Origin of the sequence: Streptomyces sp. XY006 (assembly GCF_002237655.1) — a bacterium.
GTDB classification, from domain to species: domain Bacteria; phylum Actinomycetota; class Actinomycetes; order Streptomycetales; family Streptomycetaceae; genus Streptomyces; species Streptomyces levis.
The window spans coordinates 226,311-243,918 of record NZ_NOKT01000005.1 but is presented as its reverse complement, the minus strand read 5'-3'; the positions used below and the strand labels follow the sequence as shown (position 1 = coordinate 243,918).

Sequence of the window (17,608 nt, the reverse complement as noted above, 5' to 3'; positions counted from 1 at the left end):
CGCTGACACCTGTCCTGTCGCGCCCAAAGGGGCGGCACCGCCCGGTCCACCCATGCCCACCGCTTCAACAAACTGTTGACGCTCCGATCGCCCCGACCCTAGGCTCCACAAAGCGGAAACATTTTTCCGCTGCCCTCTCGTACGGAAGGTCACGATGTCGCAGCGCGTGCTCACCACCGAGTCCGGCGCCCCCGTCGCCGACAACCAGAACTCCGCCACCGCCGGCGTCGGCGGCCCGCTCCTGCTCCAGGACCAGCACCTGCTGGAGAAGCTCGCGCGCTTCAACCGCGAGCGCATCCCGGAGCGCGTGGTGCACGCCCGCGGCTCGGGCGCCTACGGCCACTTCGAAGTGACCGACGACGTCACGGACTTCACCCACGCCGACTTCCTCGGCGAGGTGGGCCGGCGCACCGAGGTGTTCCTGCGCTTCTCGACCGTGGCCGACAGCCTCGGCGGCGCGGACGCCGTGCGCGACCCGCGCGGTTTCGCCGTCAAGTTCTACACGGCCGAGGGCAATTACGACCTCGTCGGGAACAACACCCCGGTCTTCTTCATCAGGGACCCGATCAAGTTCCCGGACTTCATCCACTCCCAGAAGCGCGACCCGTTCACGGGCCGTCAGGAGCCGGACAACGTCTGGGACTTCTGGGCGCACTCCCCCGAGGCCACGCACCAGGTGACCTGGCTGATGGGCGACCGCGGCATCCCGGCCTCGTACCGGCACATGAACGGCTACGGCTCGCACACCTACCAGTGGACCAACGCCCGGGGCGAGGCCTTCTTCGTCAAGTACCACTTCAAGACGAACCAGGGCATCCGCTGCCTGAGCAGCGAGCAGGCCGCCGAGCTCGCGGGCAAGGACCCCGACTCGCACCAGACGGACCTGCTCCAGGCCATCGAGCGGGGCGTGCACCCGTCCTGGACGCTGTACGTGCAGATCATGCCGGCGGCCGAGGCGGCGGAGTACCGCTTCAACCCGTTCGACCTCACCAAGGTCTGGCCGCACGCCGACCACCCGCTGCGGCGCGTGGGCCGGCTGGTGCTGGACCGCAACCCGGACAACGTCTTCGCCGAGGTCGAGCAGGCCGCGTTCTCCCCGAACAACTTCGTGCCGGGCATCGGCCCCTCGCCCGACAAGATGCTCCAGGGCCGGCTGTTCGCCTACGCGGACGCCCACCGCTACCGCCTGGGCGTCAACCACACCCGGCTGGCCGTCAACGCGCCCCGGGCCACGACCGCCGAGAACTACGGCCGGGACGGCCTCATGGCGTCCAACCCGCAGGGCCGGTACGCGAAGAACTACGAGCCGAACTCCTACGACGGCCCGGTCGAGACCGGCCGGCCGCTGTCGGCCCCGCTCGCGGTGCACGGCCACACCGGCACCCACGCGGCACCCGCGCACACCAAGGACGACGACTTCTTCCAGGCGGGCGAGCTGTACCGGCTGATGTCGGCGGAGGAGAAGTCCCGCCTGGTCGCGAACATCGCCGGCGGCCTGTCCCGGGTCTCCCGCGACGACGTGATCGACAAGAACCTCGCGCACTTCCACGCCGCCGACCCGGAGTACGGCCGGCGCGTGGAGGAGGCGGTCCGCGCGCTGCGCGAGGACTGAGACTCCCTGCCCGTGTCCGACCGCCCGGGGCGGCCCGGATGAGGGGTGGCCGTCCCGGACAGGGACACGGGCAGGGCGCGGACCGCGGCGGGCGCGAGCCAGTGCGGTGGTGAAGGGGTCAGGACCGGCTTCTCGACCTGAGGGAGGCCCGCTCCGGATCCCGTCGCACCCGCCGCGGTCCCAGTACACGCTCCTCCTCCCCCCCGACCCCGTCCGGCGGCGCGAACGTCCTGTCGCGCCCAGCCTCGCGCCGTCGGACGGCCAGCCCGCCCCGGGGTGCGCGACCGCCTTCGCGGCGGCAGCCTGAAGGCATGGCACATCCGACCGAGCATCCGCACGTCGTGGTCCACGCTCCCGCCCTGGACGGCTCGCGACGGGTCACCCTGGGCGACGAACCCCTGGGCATCGCCACCCACGTCGACGACGTGGCGGAGATCCTGCGGCTGGCCGACCTCTACGTCACCGACATCGAGGAGAACGACCTCGTCGAGTGGCAGGGCGGCGGCCCGGACGACTGGCCCGGGCTCTCGGAACACCACGACGCCTGAGCGCGTACGGCACCGGCCGTACACCGCGTACGACACCCTCAAATGAACCTCTGAACCCGGCCCCGGGGGCTTCAACGGCCCCCGGGGCCGGGCACATTCTCGGCACACGGGGCCCGCCGGCACGGGGGCGGCGGGCTCCCGGTACGGGGGTGAGTCATGAGCGACGCCGTCCGGCTGGAGCCGCACGAGATCGCGCTGCTGGGGGACGGCCCGCGGGCCGCCGTCACCGTCGCCGTGGTGGACCTGCACCTGAGGGGCCTGGCCGAGGCCGATCGGCCCGGGACGGTGCGCAGGGGCATCGGGGACGCCGTGGACGGCCCGCGGCCGCTGTCGCCCCTGGCCGAGGCGGTGCACGCGCGCCTGCGGGAGCCCGCCGGGCCGGGGACCCTGGTGAAGGACCCCGACATCCGGCTGGCCCTCGCGCTGATGCGCATCCCGCTCGCGGAGGCGGGCCTGCTGCGCTACCCGCTGCTCGGTCCGACGCGCGCCGCCCGCCGCCACATCCGGGACCTGCGGCGGACCCGGCCGCTGCCCGCGGGCAGGCACGGGCTGAGCCATGACGACCGGCTGCTGGCCGTGGTCCTGCACGGCGAGCCGGCCCTGCGGCTGCTGGTCCCCCGCTTCGCCCTGCGCGCGGGCCTGGTCCGCCGCGCCGAGGTGGGCGGCAAGGACCTGCTGAAGCACTCGCCACGCGGCACCGGCGGCGGCTACGGGGGCTACTCCTACTGCGGCGGGGGCGGTGGCGGCGGAGGCGGGGAGTGAGGCGCGCGTCCGCGCATGCGTGAGGGGGCGGCCCGTCCTCCCGGACGGACCGCCCCCCTCTTACACGGGTGTCGGACCTGCGGCGTCTTCAGACCTGCCGCGTCTTTCAGACCTTCAGCGTCTTGATGGAGGTCGGGGCGTGGCCCGGCTCCGTGGCGATCTCCTCGAACTCCACGACGTTGCCGATGTCGTTGGTCGTGGACATGGAGATGTTGGTGACGCGCTCCAGGATCGCCTCGACGACGACCGGGACCCGGTACTGCGCGGCGAGCTTCCTGGCCTGCTCGAACGCCGCGCCCAGTTCGGCCGGGTCGGTCACCCGGATCGCCTTGCAGCCCAGTCCCTCGGCCACCTTGACGTGGTCGACGCCGTAGACACCGAGCTCGGGCGCGTTGATGTTCTCGAACTCCAGCTTGACCTGGAAGTCGATGTCGAAGGCCCGCTGCGCCTGGCGGATCAGCCCCAGATAGGAGTTGTTCACGAGGACGTGGACGTACGGGATCCGGTGCTGGGCGCCGACGGCCAGCTCCTCGATCATGAACTGGAAGTCGTAGTCGCCGGAGAGCGCGACGACGGTGGCCTCCGGGTCGGCCTTGGCGACGCCGAGGGCGGCCGGGATGGTCCAGCCGAGCGGACCGGCCTGGCCGCAGTTGATCCAGTGCCGGGGCCGGTAGACGTGCAGCATCTGGGCGCCGGCGATCTGCGAGAGGCCGATGGTGGAGACGTACCGGGTCTCCGGCCCGAAGGCCTTGTTCATCTCCTCGTAGACGCGCTGCGGCTTGATGGGGATGTCGTCGAAGTGCGTACGGCGCTGCAGGGTGGCCTTGCGCTCCTGCGCCGAGGCGGCCCAGGCGGAGCGGTCGGGCAGCCGGCCGGCCGCCTTCAGTTCGCGCGCCACCTCGACGAACAGCTGCAGGGCCGCCTTGGCGTCGGAGGCGATGCCGTAGTCGGGGGCGAAGATCCTGCCGATCTGGGTCGGCTCGACGTCGACGTGGACGAACGTGCGGCCGGCGGTGTAGACGTCCAGCTTGCCGGTGTGGCGGTTGGCCCAGCGGTTGCCGATGCCGAGGACGAAGTCGGACTCCAGGAAGGTCGCGTTGCCGTAGCGGTGCGAGGTCTGCAGGCCGACCATGCCGGCGTTCAGCTCGTGGTCGTCGGGCAGGACGCCCCAGCCCATCAGCGTGGGCACGACGGGTGTGCCGGTCAACTCGGCGAATTCGACGAGCAGTTCGCAGGCGTCGGCGTTGATGACACCGCCGCCGGCGACGATCAGCGGCCGCTCGGCGGCGTTCAGCATCCCGATGGCCTTCTCGACCTGGGCGCGGGTCGCGGCGGGCTTGTAGACCGGCAGCGGCTCGTACGTCTCCGGGTCGAACTCGATCTCCGTCAGCTGCACGTCGATCGGCAGGTCGATGAGGACCGGGCCCGGGCGGCCGGAGCGCATCAGGTGGAACGCCTGCTGGAAGACGCCCGGGACCTGTGCGGCCTCCAGCACGGTCACGGCCATCTTGGTGACCGGTTTGGCGATGGAGGCGATGTCGACGGCCTGGAAGTCCTCCTTGTGGATCACGGCGGTCGGGGCCTGGCCCGTGATGCACAGGATCGGGATGGAGTCGCCGATCGCCGAGTACAGGCCCGTGATCATGTCGGTGCCGGCCGGGCCGGAGGTGCCGATGCAGACGCCGATGTTGCCCGGGTGGGTCCGCGTGTAGCCCTCGGCCATGTGGGAGGCGCCCTCGACGTGCCGGGCGAGCGTGTGGGCGATGCCTCCGGAGGCCTTGAGCGCCGCGTAGAAGGGGTTGATCGCCGCGCCCGGGACACCGAACGCGTCGGTGACGCCCTCGCGCCTGAGGATCTCGACTGCCGCGCGGGCAGCGGTCATACGAGCCATGGAACTACTCCTGGTTCGGCTGTCGGATACGCACTCCCGTCGCGCCCCGCCGTGAGCACCTTCCGCATTACGGAAATTAACTTCTACTATCTGGAAGCAATGTAGGGGGGTGCGGACAAGCCGTCAAGAGACGTCCGGGCAATGGGCGGAGCAACGGACAAGCGCCCTCCCGCGGGTGGACGATGGGGGGCATGTCCGAGAGCGTGTCGGTGCGCTGTCCGGTCTGTGGGCGCGCCCATCTGTTCGCCGTGCCGTCGTACCCGTGCGTCTGCGGAGCGCCCGTCGCGCCACCGCTCGATCCGCGCGCGGAACCGGCCGCCGTCACCCACCGCTCCTGGGAGGAGGAGTGGGTGACCGTGCACTGCGCGGCCTGCGACCGTCCCGCCGCGTGGCCGCAGCCGGAGCTGGGCTGTGCCTGCGGCACGGTGCTGCGCTTCCCGGTGGCGGGCGCGCGCGACGCCCTGCGCGACATCCCGCCGCGGCCGGTGCGCCCCGCCTTCCGGCCGGTGACCATCCGCACCGCCCGGGACGCCGTCACCGCCGCCGCCCTCTATCTGCGCTGGCTCGGCCACCGGGACGTGCGGCGCGCCGACCGGCGCCCGCCCTCCGGCATAGGGCTCGCCGCCCCCGGCGTGCTGGCCCAGGTGGATCCCACCGTCCGCCCGGCGGACGCGCGGGACGTGGAGTGCCTGTGGCTGACCGCGATGACGGAGTCCGCGGCCTGCGTCTACTTCTCCCTGGCCGGATACGGCGACGAGGCCCGCGCCCGCGCCGACGCGCTGGGCGTGCCGCTGTTCGTGCTCGACCTGACCGGCACCCCGCAGCCCGTGAACGGGCCGGCCGAGGCGTTCGCCGCCTGACGTGCGGGCGCGGGACGGCGCCGGCCCCCGCTCGGGGAGCCGGCGCCGTCGTGCGCGGTGTTACGGGTTGACGCAGGTGATCGAGCCGGCCGGCAGGTTGTTGCCGGTCGAGGTGGCGGTGAAGCCGAACGTGACGGTGCCGTCCGGCGGGATGGTGCGGTTGTGGTCCGCGTGCCTGACCGTGACCGTGCCGTCGGTGCCCGTGCTCAGGCTGCCGTTCCAGACCTGGCTGATCCGGGTTCCGGCGCCCGGCTGCCAGCGCACGGCCCAGCCGTCACGCGCGGTGGTGTTGTGGTTCATCACCTCGACGGACCCCTGGAAGCCACCGCCCCAGGAGTTGGTCACCTTGTAGATGGCCATGCACCCGGTGTGCGGATCGGTGGGCGTCGGGGTCGGCGTCGGCGTGGGCGTCGGGTCCGGGGTGCCGCCCGAGCCGCGGATGCCGGTCACCTCGCCGTTGCCGCCGTCGAAGACGATGTCGGAGCAGGAGAAGAAGTTCTCCTGGCTGTCCGAACGCACCCACTGGATGAACATCATCGCGTCACCCGAGCGGCCCGAGGGCAGCTTCAGGTCCCAGTAGTAGTGGCCGGACTCGCTGCCCACCGAGCCGGACTGCGGCGGGTTGGTGACGGTCTGGATCAGCTCCAGGTCGCCCCAGCCCAGCGGCTTGGTGGGCGAGTAGCCGGGCTTGGAGACGTACACCCGGAAGTCGCCCGGGTGCGCCGCCCAGTTGCTGTGCTTGACGCGGATGGTCGCCCCGGAGGTCAGGTGCGTGCGGGGCCAGTCGGCGCGGGCGGCGTTGTAGCCGGTGAAGTTGTACGGGGAGCGGTCGCCGGCACTGCACAGCTTGCCGTCCGGGACGTAACCCGGGCCGCGTCCGCCCGCGGTGGAGTCCAGTACGGCGAACCAGTTGTACAGCGACGACGCGCCGCTCTCGGCGAGCGCGGCCTTGCACGCGGGGTTCGTCGGGTCCAAGGCGCCGGTGCCGGTCTTGGCGTCCAGCCAGCACAGGTAGGTCCGCGAGCCGGGCGTCATCGTCACGCCGTGCGCCTGGGCGCTGTTCTGGCCGACCAGGACCAGACCGAGCCCGCCGAGCAGGGTGGCCAGGACCGCCAGTAAGGACAGGGGGCGTCTGGTGCTTCGAGCCATCGTTTCTCCATGGGGGTTGTGGGGTCGGGTGTCTCCCCGGGGTTTTGGGGCGGATCAGGCCGGCGGGGCGCCCCACGCGAGGGCGCCGCTCCGGTAGGCGGGGATCCTCGGGGCCTCGGCGTAGGAGGCGGCGGTGGTACGGCTGTAGTCGCCGCTCTCGTCGAAGGCGGACCAGTCGGACTTGGCCAGGCGCAGCTGGAGGTCGCCGGTGTCCTGGCCGGCGGCCAGGGTGCCGCTTGTGAAGCCGACCTCCAGGTAGGCGTCGGCGCCCGCGACCGGGGTGCTCAGCGGCACGACCCGCAGGGTCACCTTCGAGCAGCCGACGGCCGCGTGGTCGCAGAACGCGTTCACGGTGGACGCGCCGCCGTCCCGGGTGAAGTAGTAACGGGCGGTGACCTGGCTCAGGTCCACGGACGTACTGCCGGTGTTGGCGATCCGCAGGCCGGGACGGATGGCGTTGTCGGTGGCCGAGGAGTCGTTGTTCCGGTACGTGACCTTCAGGCCTCCGGCCGGGTCGGGTCCGCCGCCGCCCGCCTCCGTGGTGACGCTCAGCGCGGTGGAGGCCGCGGAGACGTTCCCGGCGGCGTCCCGGGCCCGGACGGTGTAGCCGTACGCCGTGGCCGCGCTCAGCCCGGAGTCGGTGAAGGACGTGCCGGTGACCGGCGAGGCGTTGACCTTGGTGCCGTCGCGGTACACGTCGTAACCGGTGACGCCCACGTTGTCGGTGGCCGCCGTCCACGACAGGGAGACACTGGTCGCGGTCTTCGCGGTGGACCGCAGACCGGTCGGCGCGGTGGGAGCGGTGGTGTCGGCCGGGTCGGGCCCGCCGCCGCCGTCGGTGGGCACGGCCGGGTACGCGTTGCGCACCAGCATCGAGAACTGGTTGTGGAACCAGTGGCCGGCCAGCGGCGCGTCCGGCAGGGCGCCGGTCTTGTTGCCGCCCGCGTTGGGTGCCGTGTAGTCCGGGTTGCACATCGGGTCCGGACGCTTGCCCTCGTCGTTCGGGATGTCCTTGCTGGCCCCGTCCGACTCCCCCGGCGGCTTGATCCACAGGAAGGCGTCCAGGTGCGAGTCCGGGTAGCCGGCGGGTGAGGCCTGCGGGGGCGCTCCGAGGCCGGCGCCGTCGACGTTGCACCACAGGCCGCGGTGGGTGCGGCGGTCGACCTTGGACTGGCTGACGTAGGTGTCGAGGACGGTGCTGGTGGACTCGGCGGCCGGCCGGGCCGCGCCTCCCCAGCCGTTGCGGGAGGTGTCGACGACCATGCCGGTCGAGGCGGGCCAGCCCTGCGCCACCAGCGCGGCGTGCACGGCCTTGGTGAAGTCCGACTCGTCGAAGTTCGGGTTCCACTCGTAGTACTTGCCGGACCGGATCTGGTTGCCGCCGACCGTCTTGTTCGGGTCGGGGAGGAACGGTTCGGCGAGCGGCGTGTAGTTGGAGACGTTGGTGATCAGGCCGTCCACGCTGCGCAGACCGTCCGTGGTGCCCTTGACGACGTCCGTGTACAGCTGGGTGGTCGGGGTGAGGTTGGTGTCCCAGCCGAGCCAGCCCGAGTGGGCGAAGTCCATGTACGTGTACACGTTCGGGATGGCGTGCAGCTTGTTCAGGGCGTACCGGATGGCGTCGACCTGGATGCCGCTGCTCTTGGCCTGGGCGCACTCGGGGTCGGAGAGGTTGGTGACCAGGTTCGGCAGGCCGTCCGGCTCGATGACCGTGGTGATGCGGATGTCCTGGTACTTCGGGTTGGCGAAGACCTCGGCGATCTCGTCGATGTACTCGCTCTTGTAGCGGGCCAGACCCGCCGCGGTGAGGGGCAGTTCGCCGTTGGAGGCCAGGGCGGAGCAGTCGCGGCCCGGCAGGTCGTACACGACGAACGTGGCGACGAGCGGCCGGCCGGGCTTCTTCTGGGCGAGCGCCAGGTCCAGGTGGTCGGCGAGGCTCTTGCGGCCCGCGTTGGCCTCACCGCCGTGGATGGCGGCGATGCGGTCCAGCCAGACGGCCGTCGGATAGGTCTTGACCTGCTCCATCCTGGCCTTGAGGGTCGCGTCGCTGGTCTGGGCGATGGATCCGTCGACCAGGCGTGCGTAGTCCGGGTTGACGTAGAACGAGGCGTCCGCGAACGGGTTGTCGACGTGCGCCTCCGCGGCGGACGCCTCGGATGCGGTCAGCTGGGCCGCCGCGCCCAGCAGCAGCGTGCTCACCGCCGTGGCCAGGGCCGCCGTCCGCCTGCGGTGCGGCCTGCGCGGGCGGGTGTCCGCGCGTCTGGTCCGGTCTGTCATGTGCTCTCCTCGGTGCGGGGGTGCGGGCTTCGGGTGTGGGGACGTCCGCGGGATCAACCGGTGGGGAGAACCGTGGGTCCGGTCAGGCGGGGGTGCAGCGCGGGGCGGGGGTGCCCGCGGGGCCGTTCGCCGTGTAGCCGAACGAGGTGGTGGCACCGGCGGCGAGGGTGCCGCCCGAGCCGGTGCCGCGGACCGTGATCCGGCCGTTCGCGACCGTGTGGGTGCCGTTCCAGAGGCTGGTGACGGTCGCGCCGCCCAGGTCCCAGTCGACCGTCCAGCCCGTGATCGGGCCGGTGCCGGTGTTCTTGACGGTGACCTCCGCCTGGTGGCCGCCCGGCCAGGAGTTGACCGGCTTGTGGGTGGCGGTGCAGGCCTTGGCCGGGGTGGGGTCGGGGTCGGGATCCGGATCGGGGTCCGGGTCCGTGCCGTAGGTCAGGCCGTGGCCGTAGGGGAAGAGCGGGCTCTTGCCGTCGCCGTCGTTGATCGGCTGCTGGGAGGCGCTGCGCATCCAGGTCATGGGCAGTTTGCCGGTCGGCGCGTGGTCGCCGAACAGCACGTCCGCGACCCCGCCGCCCTCGGTGCCGGGCAGCCAGGCCGCGAGCAGGGCCTTCCAGTCGGGCAGCCGGTCCGCGATGTCCAGGGGACGGCCGGAGACCAGCACCACCACGACGGGTACGCCGCTCGCCTTCAGCCGGGCCAGGGTCTGCAGGTCCTCCTGGTCGAGGCCCATGCCGTCCGGCCGGTCGCCGCGCATCTCGGCGTACGGGGTCTCGCCGACGACGGCCACGGCGGCCGTGTAGCCGCCGTCGATGCCGTTGCCGTAGCGGTCGTAGGTGACCCTGGAGGGGTCGGCGACGGCGGCGCGGATGCCCTGGAGGACGGTGGTGCCCTCGGTGACGGGGCCGCTGCGGCCCTGCCAGCCCAGGGTCCAGCCGCCGCTCTGGTTGCCGATGTCGTCGGCGGACTTCCCGGCGACGAAGAGGCGGCCGGTCTTCGGCAGCGGCAGCACGCCGCCGTCGTTCTTCAGCAGCACCTGTGAGGCGCGCACCGCCTGCCGGGCGAGGGTGCGATGGGCCGCCGAGCCGACCGTGGCGGTGTACGCGCGGTCGGTCAAGGGCCGCTCGAACAGCCCGAGTTGGAACTTCTTCGTCAGGATGCGCCGGTTGGCGTCGTCGATCCGGGCCTGAGGGATCCGGCCCGCGGTGACCTCGCCGCGCAACAGGCTCAGGAACCTCTTGTAGTCGTGCGGGACCATCACCATGTCGACGCCCGCCTCGACGGCGGTGGCGATCTCGGCGCCGGTGAAGCCGGTCTGCCCGTCGAGCTGGTCGACCGCCGCCCAGTCGGAGACGACGAAGCCCGTGAAGCCCAGTTCGCCCTTGAGGACGTCGGTGACCAGGTACTTGTGGGCGTGCGAGCGCACCCCGTTCCAGCTGCTGTAGGAGAGCATCACCGAGCCCACGCCCCGCTTGATCGCCTCCTTGAACGGCGGCAGGTGGACGGCGCGCAACTCCGTCTCGGAGAGCCGGGTGTCGCCCTGGTCGACGCCGCCGGTGGTGCCGCCGTCGCCGAGGTAGTGCTTGGCGGTGGCGAGCACGGAGGCCGGGTCGCCGCCGAGGGTGCCGCCCTGCAGGCCGGTGATGAACGAGGTCATGGCCGTGGGCAGTTCGGGCGTCTCGCCGAACGACTCGTAGGTGCGCCCCCAGCGGTCGTTGCGGGCCACGCACAGACACGGGGCGAACGACCAGTCGATGCCGGTGCCGGCGACCTCCTCGGCAACCGCGCGGCCCACGCGCTGCACCAGGGCGGGATCCCGGGTGGCGCCCAGGCCGATGTTGTGCGGGAAGAGCGTGGCGCCGCGCACCGCGTTGTGGCCGTGCACCGCGTCGATGCCGTAGATCATCGGGATGCCGAGCGGGGTGGTCAGCGCGGTGCGCTGGAGGGAGTCGTAGGTGTCGGCCCAGGTCTGCGCGTTGTTGGGGCTGACCGTGGAGTCGCCGCCGGAGAGCACCGAGCCGATGCGGTAGGTGGCGAGGTCGGAGCTCGGGACCAGGGCGTCCTTCTCGACCTGGGTCATCTGGCCGAGCTTGTCGTCGAGCGTCATCCGGCCCAGCAGGTCCTCGACCCGCTGCGGCACGGGCAGGGACGGATCCTGGTAGGGCAGCGCGGCGGCGGCCCCCGGGACGTCCTGCTCGGGCGGGGCGGCGGCGGTGAGCCCGGTCACGGCGAGCACGGCGGCGCACAGGGCGGCTACGAACGCGGGCCGGCGGGCACACCGCCGCACGGAACGGGGGACGGCGGCTTCGGTCGGGGACGGGGTCATGACGGAGCCTTTCCGGATGCGGGCCGGAGGGGCGGGGCGAGGCGGGGTCCTGCGGCGCCGCCGGCGCGGTGCGGCCGGGGGGACGGGGCGCGGTGCCGGACACGGGGAGGTGCGGCGGACGGGACGTGCCGGTGGGCCGTGGAGCGGGCCTCCGGCAGGGTGAGGCGAGCGGGATTCCGGGCGGCCCGGTCGTGCGACCGCCCGGGACGGGGCAGGGCGGTTCACCGGACGGGGCTCGCCGGTGGCCGGGTGGTGCTGCCCCGGGCGACGGCCCGGGACGGGGTGGAACGCTCCGGGGTCCGCCCGTTCGGCGCAGGGCGGAGCCCGGAGCGGGTCGGTGCGCCGCGGGTCAGGCGACGGAGCAGGGGGTGCCGTTCAGGGTGAAGCCGGCCGGCTCGGCGAAGGTGCCGCTGTAGCTGCCCTGGAAGCCGAAGCTCTGGGTGCCGCCGGCCGCGATCCGGGCGTTGTGCGCGACGGGGCTCGCCGTGACCGCGCCGGAGGTGCCGGACAGGGTCGCGTTCCAGGCGCTCGTGACCCGCTGTCCGGACGGCAGCGTGAAGCCGAGCCGCCAGTTGTCGACCGCGGCCGATCCGGTGTTCTTCACGGTCACGTCGGCGGTGAAGCCGCCCTGCCAGACGCTGGTCCCGTACGTCACCTGGCAGGCCGCCGCCGGGTTGCCGGGACCGCCCGGGTCGCCGCCGCCACCGGTGTTGACCGTGGAGGAGAAGGAGTTCACGGCGAGCCCGGCGCCGTTCTGCCACGGCTCGAAGCCGGCCTGGACGCTGGTCAGATACCAGTTGCTCTGCGCCATGCCCCGGGCCACGGTCTGGTCGACGAAGTCCATGACGTCGAAGCTCCAGCTGGAGATCGCCGAGGGGGCCACGAAGGAGATCACGTCGTTGGACCCGTTGCTGCCGGTCCACACCTCCCAGCTGCGTCCGCCGACGGAGGCGGTGCCGGCCTGGGAGCCGATCGGCTGGATGGGGCCGACCCGGTTGAACCAGATCATGATCTCGGTGCGGTTGACGCCGTCGGTGCGGGGCGTCGGGTCCAGCCAGATGTCGTACGAGGCGTTGTACACCGCGCCGGAGACGTAGCCGTAGGAGATGCTGCTGGGCGCGCTGGAGATGGTGCTGAGCTGCGCCGGCAGGTTGGTCCCGGGCGAACAGTTGGTGTAGTGGCAGCCGTTGAAGACCGACGGGTACGACTTCGGCGCGCCGTTGGTGGGCACGGAGCCGTCGGCCTGGGTGAGCCGGAAGCCGGTGTCGGTCGCGGTGACGCACTGCGGGGCACTGGTGCCCCAGCGGTTGTTCTGGACGACGTAGCGGCCCTGGATCACGGTCGATCCGAACTGCTCGCAGACGACCGTGTCCGCCCGGGCGGGCGCGGTGGCGGCGAGGAGCGCCGCGACGGTGACGAGCGTGGTGAGCAGCGCGCCGAACAGGGCGCGGACGGTGCGGAGGCGGTGCGGTGACGATCGCATGCGGGTGCCTCTCTGCGGGGGTAACCGGGTTCGACAGAGGGTGCTGCGGTTGGGGGGATTCGGGAGCGCTCCCACCTCCCCACTGATGGGAGCGCTCCCACCTCACCGGTTTCGGTCGCGACTGTAGGAGCCGCCCCATGTCCCTGACAACCCGTTAGACGGGAATCCGTCGAATGTATTTCGAAGCCGCAGGTCAGCGAGGTGTGTCGACTCCTGCACTCAACGGCTGTATGAGAGCCAGGAGTTGGGAGCGCTCCCGGACGGCCTCAGGCCGAGTCCCGGACCACCAGCTGCGTCCGCAGGATCACGTGCCGCCACGCCACTTCCGGCTGCTCCATCTCCTCCAGCAGCAGCCGCACCATCGTCCGGCCGATCTGCTCCAGCGGCTGGCGGACGGTGGTCAGCGGCGGGTCGGTGTGCCGGGCGAGCTCGAAGTCGTCGAAGCCGATGACCGCCACGTCGTCGGGCACCCGCCGCCCCGCCGCGCGCAGCACGGCCAGGGCTCCGGAGGCCATGGTGTCGGAGGCGGCGAGGACCGCGTCCACCTCCGGATGACGCTCCAGGAGTTCGGCCATGGCCCGGCGTCCGCTCGCCTCGGTGAAGTCGCCCTCGACGGTCCGGGAGGCGGGCGCGGGCAGCCCCGCCTGCTCCAGGGCCTGCCGGTAACCGCGCAGCCGGCAGCGGGCCACGTACATGTCCAGCGGCCCGGTGATCGCCGCGATCGCCCGCCGGCCGCCGGCCACCAGATGGGCCACCGCCTCACGGGCGCCGCCGACGTTGTCCGCGTCGACGTAGGTGATCTGCTCGTCGCCCGAGCGGCGGCCCAGCAGCACGGTGGGCAGGCCCGCGTCGGCGAGCATGTCCGGCAGCCGGTCCTCGGCGCGCACCGACATCAGCAGCACGCCGTCGACCCGGCCGCCGCGCGCGTACTCGACGAACCGCTGCCGCTCGGCGTCGGTGCGGACCAGGGTGAGCAGCAGCTGCACGGATGTCTCGGCGAGCGCGTCGCCGACGGCGGTGACCGTCTCCGAGAAGAACGGCTCGCCGAACAGCCGCCAGTCGCGTTCCGTCATGACCAGCGCCACGGCGTCGGCCCGCCGCCCGGCCAGCGACCGCGCCGCCAGGTTGGGCACGTAGCCGAGTTCGGCGATGGCCCGCTGCACGGCACGGCGGGTGGACTCCCGGACGCCCGCCTCGTTGTTGACGACGCGCGAGACCGTGCCCCGTCCGACGCCGGCGAGCGCGGCCACCTGCTCCAGCGTGGGCGTCGTACCGGGCCGCCGCTTGACCATGTGTCACCCCCCAAGGGCGTCGATCCTACGGGCCCTGTTCCCGCACGACCGAACGCCCCCGCGGTCGTTCAGCCGGTGTAGCGCTCGCGCAGTTCCACCTTGCGCACCTTTCCGGACACCGTCATCGGGAAGGCGTCCAGGACCTGGAGCCGGCTGGGGACCTTGTAGTGCGCGAGCCGCCCCGCGCAGAAGGCCCGCAGCTCCTCCAGGGTCGGCGGGTCGCCGGGGTCCCTGGCGATGACGCAGGCCAGGACCTCCTCGCCGTAGTGCTCGTGCGGGACGCCCACGACCTGGACGTCCCGGATCTTGGGGTGGGCGTAGAGGAACTCCTCGATCTCGCGGGGGTAGATGTTCTCCCCGCCCCGGATGATCATGTCCTTGATGCGGCCGACGATCTCGACATAGCCGTCCTCGCGCATCACGGCGAGGTCGCCGGTGTGCATCCAGCGCCCGGCGTCGATCGCCTCGGCGGTCTTCTCCGGCTCCTCCCAGTAGCCGAGCATCACGCTGTAGCCGCGCGTGCACAACTCGCCGGCCGTGCCCCGGGGTTGTGTCACTCCGGTCGCCGGGTCGACGACCTTGACCTCCAGGTGCGGCAGGACCCGGCCGACGGTGCCCGTGCGGTGCTCCAGGTCGTCGTCCCGCCGGGTCTGCAGGGAGACCGGGGAGGTCTCGGTCATGCCGTAGCAGATGGCGACCTCCGCCATGTGCATCTCGGCCACGACCCGCTTCATCACCTCCACGGGGCAGGGCGAGCCCGCCATGATGCCGGTGCGCAGGGAGGACAGGTCGAAGGAGGCGAAGCCGGGGAGGTTCAGCTCCGCGATGAACATGGTCGGCACGCCGTAGAGCGAGGTGCAGCGCTCCTGCTGGACCGCCCGCAGGGTGGCCTCGGGGTCGAAGGAGGGGGCCGGGATGACGATGCAGGCGCCGTGCGAGGTGGCGGCGAGGTTGCCCATGACCATGCCGAAGCAGTGGTAGAAGGGCACCGGGACGCACACCCGGTCCTGCTCGGAGTAGGCGATCAACTCCCCTACGAAATAGCCGTTGTTGAGGATGTTGTGGTGGGAGAGGGTGGCGCCCTTGGGGAAGCCCGTGGTGCCCGAGGTGTACTGGATGTTGATGGGGTCGTCGCAGGACAGCTCCGGGAACGCCGGGTCGGGGGTGGCCCGCGCGAGCAGCGTCTCCCAGCCCGGGTCGCCGATGTACACGACCTCGCGCAGCCCGGGGCAGCGGCCCCGCACCTGCTCGACCATGGCCCGGTAGTCGCTGGTCTTGTGGGACACCGAGGCGAACAGCAGGGACACCCCGGCCTGTTTCAGGACGTACTCGACCTCGTGGGTGCGGTAGGCCGGGTTGATGTTCACCATGATCGCGCCGATGCGCGCGGTGGCGTACTGGACGAGCACCCACTCGGGGCAGTTGACCGCCCAGATGCCCACCCGGTCGCCCTTGGCGACCCCGGAGGCCAGCAGCGCCGAGGCCAGGCGGTCGACGTCGGCGCCGAAGCGCGCGTACGTCCAGCGCCGGCCGGAGTCCACGTCCACCAGGGCCTCGCGCTCCGGCCAGGCGGCCACGGCCCGGTCCAGGTTCGCCCCGATCGTGTCGCCGAGCAGCGCCGTGGTGCCGGTGCCGTGGCTGTAGGAGTTCACCGGAAGTCCTCCTCGCGGTACTCGGCGTCCGAGCCGGCCGCCGTGGCCTCGCGCAGGGCGATCCGGCGGATCTTGCCGGAGACGGTCTTGGGCAGGTCGGCGAACTCCAGGCGGCGGATGCGCTTGTAGGGGGCGAGGACCTCGCGGGAGTGCTCGAACAGGACCTTCGCCGTGTCGGGTCCGGGCTCCCAGCCCTCCGCCAGGACCACGTACGCCTTGGGGACCGACAGCCGCACCTCGTCCGGCGCGGGCACCACCGCCGCCTCGGCCACCGCCTCGTGCTCCAGCAGCGCGCTCTCCAGCTCGAAGGGGCTGATCTTGTAGTCGGAGGCCTTGAAGACGTCGTCGCTGCGGCCGATGTAGGTCAGATAGCCCTCCGCGTCCCGGGAGGCGATGTCGCCGGTGCGGTAGTAGCCCCCGGCCATCGCCTCCGCCGTGCGGTCGGCGTCGCCGTGGTAGCCGGTCATCAGGCCGACCGGGCGGTCCGACAGGTCGAGTGCGATCTCGCCCTCGGTGGCGCCGGGCGCGCCCGAGACGGGGTCGAGCAGTGCGACGCGGTAGCCGGGGCTGGGCCGGCCCATCGAGCCGGTCTTGAGCGGCTGGCCGGGGCTGTTGGCGACCTGGACGGCCGTCTCGGTCTGGCCGAAGCCGTCCCGGATGGTGACGCCCCAGGAGCGGCGGACCTGCTCGATGACCTCGGGGTTGAGCGGTTCGCCGGCGGCGACGACCTCGCGGGGCGGGGTGCGCAGCTGCGTGAGATCGGCCTGGATGAGCATGCGCCACACGGTCGGCGGGGCGCAGAAGGTGGTCACGCCCGCCCGGTCCATCTCGGCCATGAGCCGGGCGGCGTCGAAGCGCGTGTAGTTGTGCAGGAAGACGGTCGCCTCGGCGTTCCAGGGGGCGAAGAGGTTGGACCAGGCGTGCTTGGCCCAGCCCGGGGAGGAGATGTTCAGGTGCACGTCGCCGGGCCTGAGGCCGATCCAGTACATGGTCGACAGGTGGCCGATCGGGTACGAGGTGTGGGTGTGCTCGACCAGTTTGGGCCGGGCGGTGGTGCCCGAGGTGAAGTAGAGCATCAGCGGGTCGTCGGACCGGGTCGGACCGTCGGGCGTGAAGTCGGCGGAGGCGCCGTAGGCGTCGTCCAGCGGCAGCCAGCCGTCCGGCACGGAGCCGGCGGCACCGGCGGCGACGCGCGTGTAGTCGCCGGGGACCTCGGCGAACTTCCCGGCGTCCTCGGGGCGGGCGATGACGTGCCGGACGCGTCCGCGCGCCACCCGGTCGCGCAGGTCGGCCGGGCCGAGCAGCGGGGTGGCCGGGATGACCACCGCGCGCAGCTTCATCGCCGCGAGGGCGGTGATCCACAGTTCGGCCTGGTTGCCGAGCATGACGAGGATCCGGTCCTCGGCGCGCACGCCGCGGGCGCGCAGCCAGGTGGCGAACTGGGCGGAGCGCACGGACATCTCCCCGAAGGACAGCTGCGTCTCGCGGCCGTCCTCCTCGACGATGTGCAGGGCCGTGCGGGCGTTGCCGTCGGCGATCGCGTCGAACCAGTCGAGGGCCCAGTTGAAGTACTGGGGGCGGGGCCAGCGGAAGCCCGCGTAGGCGGTGGCGTAGTCCTCGCGGTGTTCCAGCAGGAAGTCCCGCGCGCTGCGGAACTCCTCCGTCGCCGATGTCATGCGTCCTCCTCGGTACCGGACCATTGCCGGGCGGCTCTGAGCCATCGTGTAATCCGTGATGCAGGTCTCACTACCCCCGAACG

At 72.2% G+C, this 17,608-nt stretch carries 12 protein-coding genes; 4 read left to right on the top strand and 8 right to left on the bottom strand.

The window, feature by feature from the left end; genetic code table 11:
• Positions 1 to 154: 154 nt before the first annotated feature.
• The 3 genes from CHR28_RS08670 (at position 155) to CHR28_RS08660 (ending at position 2,922) form a co-directional block, all read left to right on the top strand.
• Positions 155 to 1,612: a catalase gene (locus tag CHR28_RS08670; protein WP_094052914.1), complete on the top strand. Its 1,458-nt coding sequence runs from the start codon at positions 155 to 157 to the stop codon at positions 1,610 to 1,612.
• Between the two features lie 311 nt (positions 1,613 to 1,923).
• Positions 1,924 to 2,160: a hypothetical protein gene (locus CHR28_RS08665; protein WP_094052913.1), complete on the top strand. Its 237-nt coding sequence runs from the start codon at positions 1,924 to 1,926 to the stop codon at positions 2,158 to 2,160.
• A gap of 156 nt (positions 2,161 to 2,316) precedes the next feature.
• A complete protein-coding gene (locus tag CHR28_RS08660; RefSeq protein ID WP_094052912.1) occupies positions 2,317 to 2,922 on the top strand; it encodes a TIGR04222 domain-containing membrane protein in 606 nt (201 codons plus the stop codon).
• Between the two features lie 106 nt (positions 2,923 to 3,028).
• Here CHR28_RS08660 and gcl read toward each other — a convergent pair whose 3' ends face one another.
• The gene (gene gcl / locus CHR28_RS08655) at positions 3,029 to 4,813 is read right to left on the bottom strand and encodes a glyoxylate carboligase (RefSeq protein WP_094052911.1); all 1,785 of its coding nucleotides are present in this window, start codon (positions 4,811 to 4,813) and stop codon (positions 3,029 to 3,031) included.
• 182 nt (positions 4,814 to 4,995) lie between these two features.
• Between gcl and CHR28_RS08650 the strand changes: the two genes are divergently transcribed.
• Positions 4,996 to 5,673 (top strand): hypothetical protein, encoded by a 678-nt coding sequence (locus CHR28_RS08650; protein ID WP_094052910.1) that lies wholly within the window; start codon positions 4,996 to 4,998, stop codon positions 5,671 to 5,673.
• 60 nt (positions 5,674 to 5,733) lie between these two features.
• Here CHR28_RS08650 and CHR28_RS08645 read toward each other — a convergent pair whose 3' ends face one another.
• The 7 genes from CHR28_RS08645 to CHR28_RS08615 form a co-directional block, all read right to left on the bottom strand.
• Complete coding sequence (locus CHR28_RS08645; RefSeq protein ID WP_094052909.1) at positions 5,734 to 6,822, bottom strand: lytic polysaccharide monooxygenase; 1,089 nt, start codon at positions 6,820 to 6,822, stop codon at positions 5,734 to 5,736.
• Between the two features lie 54 nt (positions 6,823 to 6,876).
• Complete coding sequence (locus tag CHR28_RS08640) at positions 6,877 to 9,099, bottom strand: glycoside hydrolase family 6 protein (RefSeq protein WP_094052908.1); 2,223 nt, start codon at positions 9,097 to 9,099, stop codon at positions 6,877 to 6,879.
• An 82-nt stretch (positions 9,100 to 9,181) separates the two neighbouring features.
• Positions 9,182 to 11,422, bottom strand: coding sequence for a glycoside hydrolase family 3 N-terminal domain-containing protein (locus CHR28_RS08635; protein WP_094052907.1), 2,241 nt, complete (start codon positions 11,420 to 11,422; stop codon positions 9,182 to 9,184).
• A gap of 349 nt (positions 11,423 to 11,771) precedes the next feature.
• Complete coding sequence (locus CHR28_RS08630; RefSeq protein WP_094052906.1) at positions 11,772 to 12,905, bottom strand: GH12 family glycosyl hydrolase domain-containing protein; 1,134 nt, start codon at positions 12,903 to 12,905, stop codon at positions 11,772 to 11,774.
• 266 nt (positions 12,906 to 13,171) lie between these two features.
• Entirely contained in the window at positions 13,172 to 14,197 is a 1,026-nt protein-coding gene (locus CHR28_RS08625) for a LacI family DNA-binding transcriptional regulator (protein ID WP_094052905.1), read from the bottom strand.
• A 68-nt stretch (positions 14,198 to 14,265) separates the two neighbouring features.
• Positions 14,266 to 15,849 carry an AMP-binding protein gene (locus CHR28_RS08620; protein ID WP_094052904.1) on the bottom strand — a complete coding sequence of 528 codons (1,584 nt, stop codon included), beginning with the start codon at positions 15,847 to 15,849 and terminating at the stop codon, positions 14,266 to 14,268.
• Complete coding sequence (locus CHR28_RS08615; RefSeq protein WP_094052903.1) at positions 15,846 to 17,525, bottom strand: AMP-binding protein; 1,680 nt, start codon at positions 17,523 to 17,525, stop codon at positions 15,846 to 15,848. Before CHR28_RS08615 ends, CHR28_RS08620 begins: the two co-directional genes overlap by 4 nt.
• Positions 17,526 to 17,608 lie beyond the last annotated feature (83 nt).

Excerpts from the sequence above, each read along its gene's own strand:
- CHR28_RS08670 (WP_094052914.1), top strand. The coding sequence starts at position 155 with ATGTCGCAGCGCGTGCTCACCACCGAGTCCGGCGCCCCCGTCGCCGAC.
- CHR28_RS08665 (WP_094052913.1), top strand. The coding sequence starts at position 1,924 with ATGGCACATCCGACCGAGCATCCGCACGTCGTGGTCCACGCTCCCGCC.
- CHR28_RS08660 (WP_094052912.1), top strand. The coding sequence starts at position 2,317 with ATGAGCGACGCCGTCCGGCTGGAGCCGCACGAGATCGCGCTGCTGGGG.
- gcl (WP_094052911.1), bottom strand. The coding sequence starts at position 4,813 with ATGGCTCGTATGACCGCTGCCCGCGCGGCAGTCGAGATCCTCAGGCGC.
- CHR28_RS08650 (WP_094052910.1), top strand. The coding sequence starts at position 4,996 with ATGGGGGGCATGTCCGAGAGCGTGTCGGTGCGCTGTCCGGTCTGTGGG.
- CHR28_RS08645 (WP_094052909.1), bottom strand. The coding sequence starts at position 6,822 with ATGGCTCGAAGCACCAGACGCCCCCTGTCCTTACTGGCGGTCCTGGCC.
- CHR28_RS08640 (WP_094052908.1), bottom strand. The coding sequence starts at position 9,099 with ATGACAGACCGGACCAGACGCGCGGACACCCGCCCGCGCAGGCCGCAC.
- CHR28_RS08635 (WP_094052907.1), bottom strand. The coding sequence starts at position 11,422 with ATGACCCCGTCCCCGACCGAAGCCGCCGTCCCCCGTTCCGTGCGGCGG.
- CHR28_RS08630 (WP_094052906.1), bottom strand. The coding sequence starts at position 12,905 with ATGCGATCGTCACCGCACCGCCTCCGCACCGTCCGCGCCCTGTTCGGC.
- CHR28_RS08625 (WP_094052905.1), bottom strand. The coding sequence starts at position 14,197 with ATGGTCAAGCGGCGGCCCGGTACGACGCCCACGCTGGAGCAGGTGGCC.
- CHR28_RS08615 (WP_094052903.1), bottom strand. The coding sequence starts at position 17,525 with ATGACATCGGCGACGGAGGAGTTCCGCAGCGCGCGGGACTTCCTGCTG.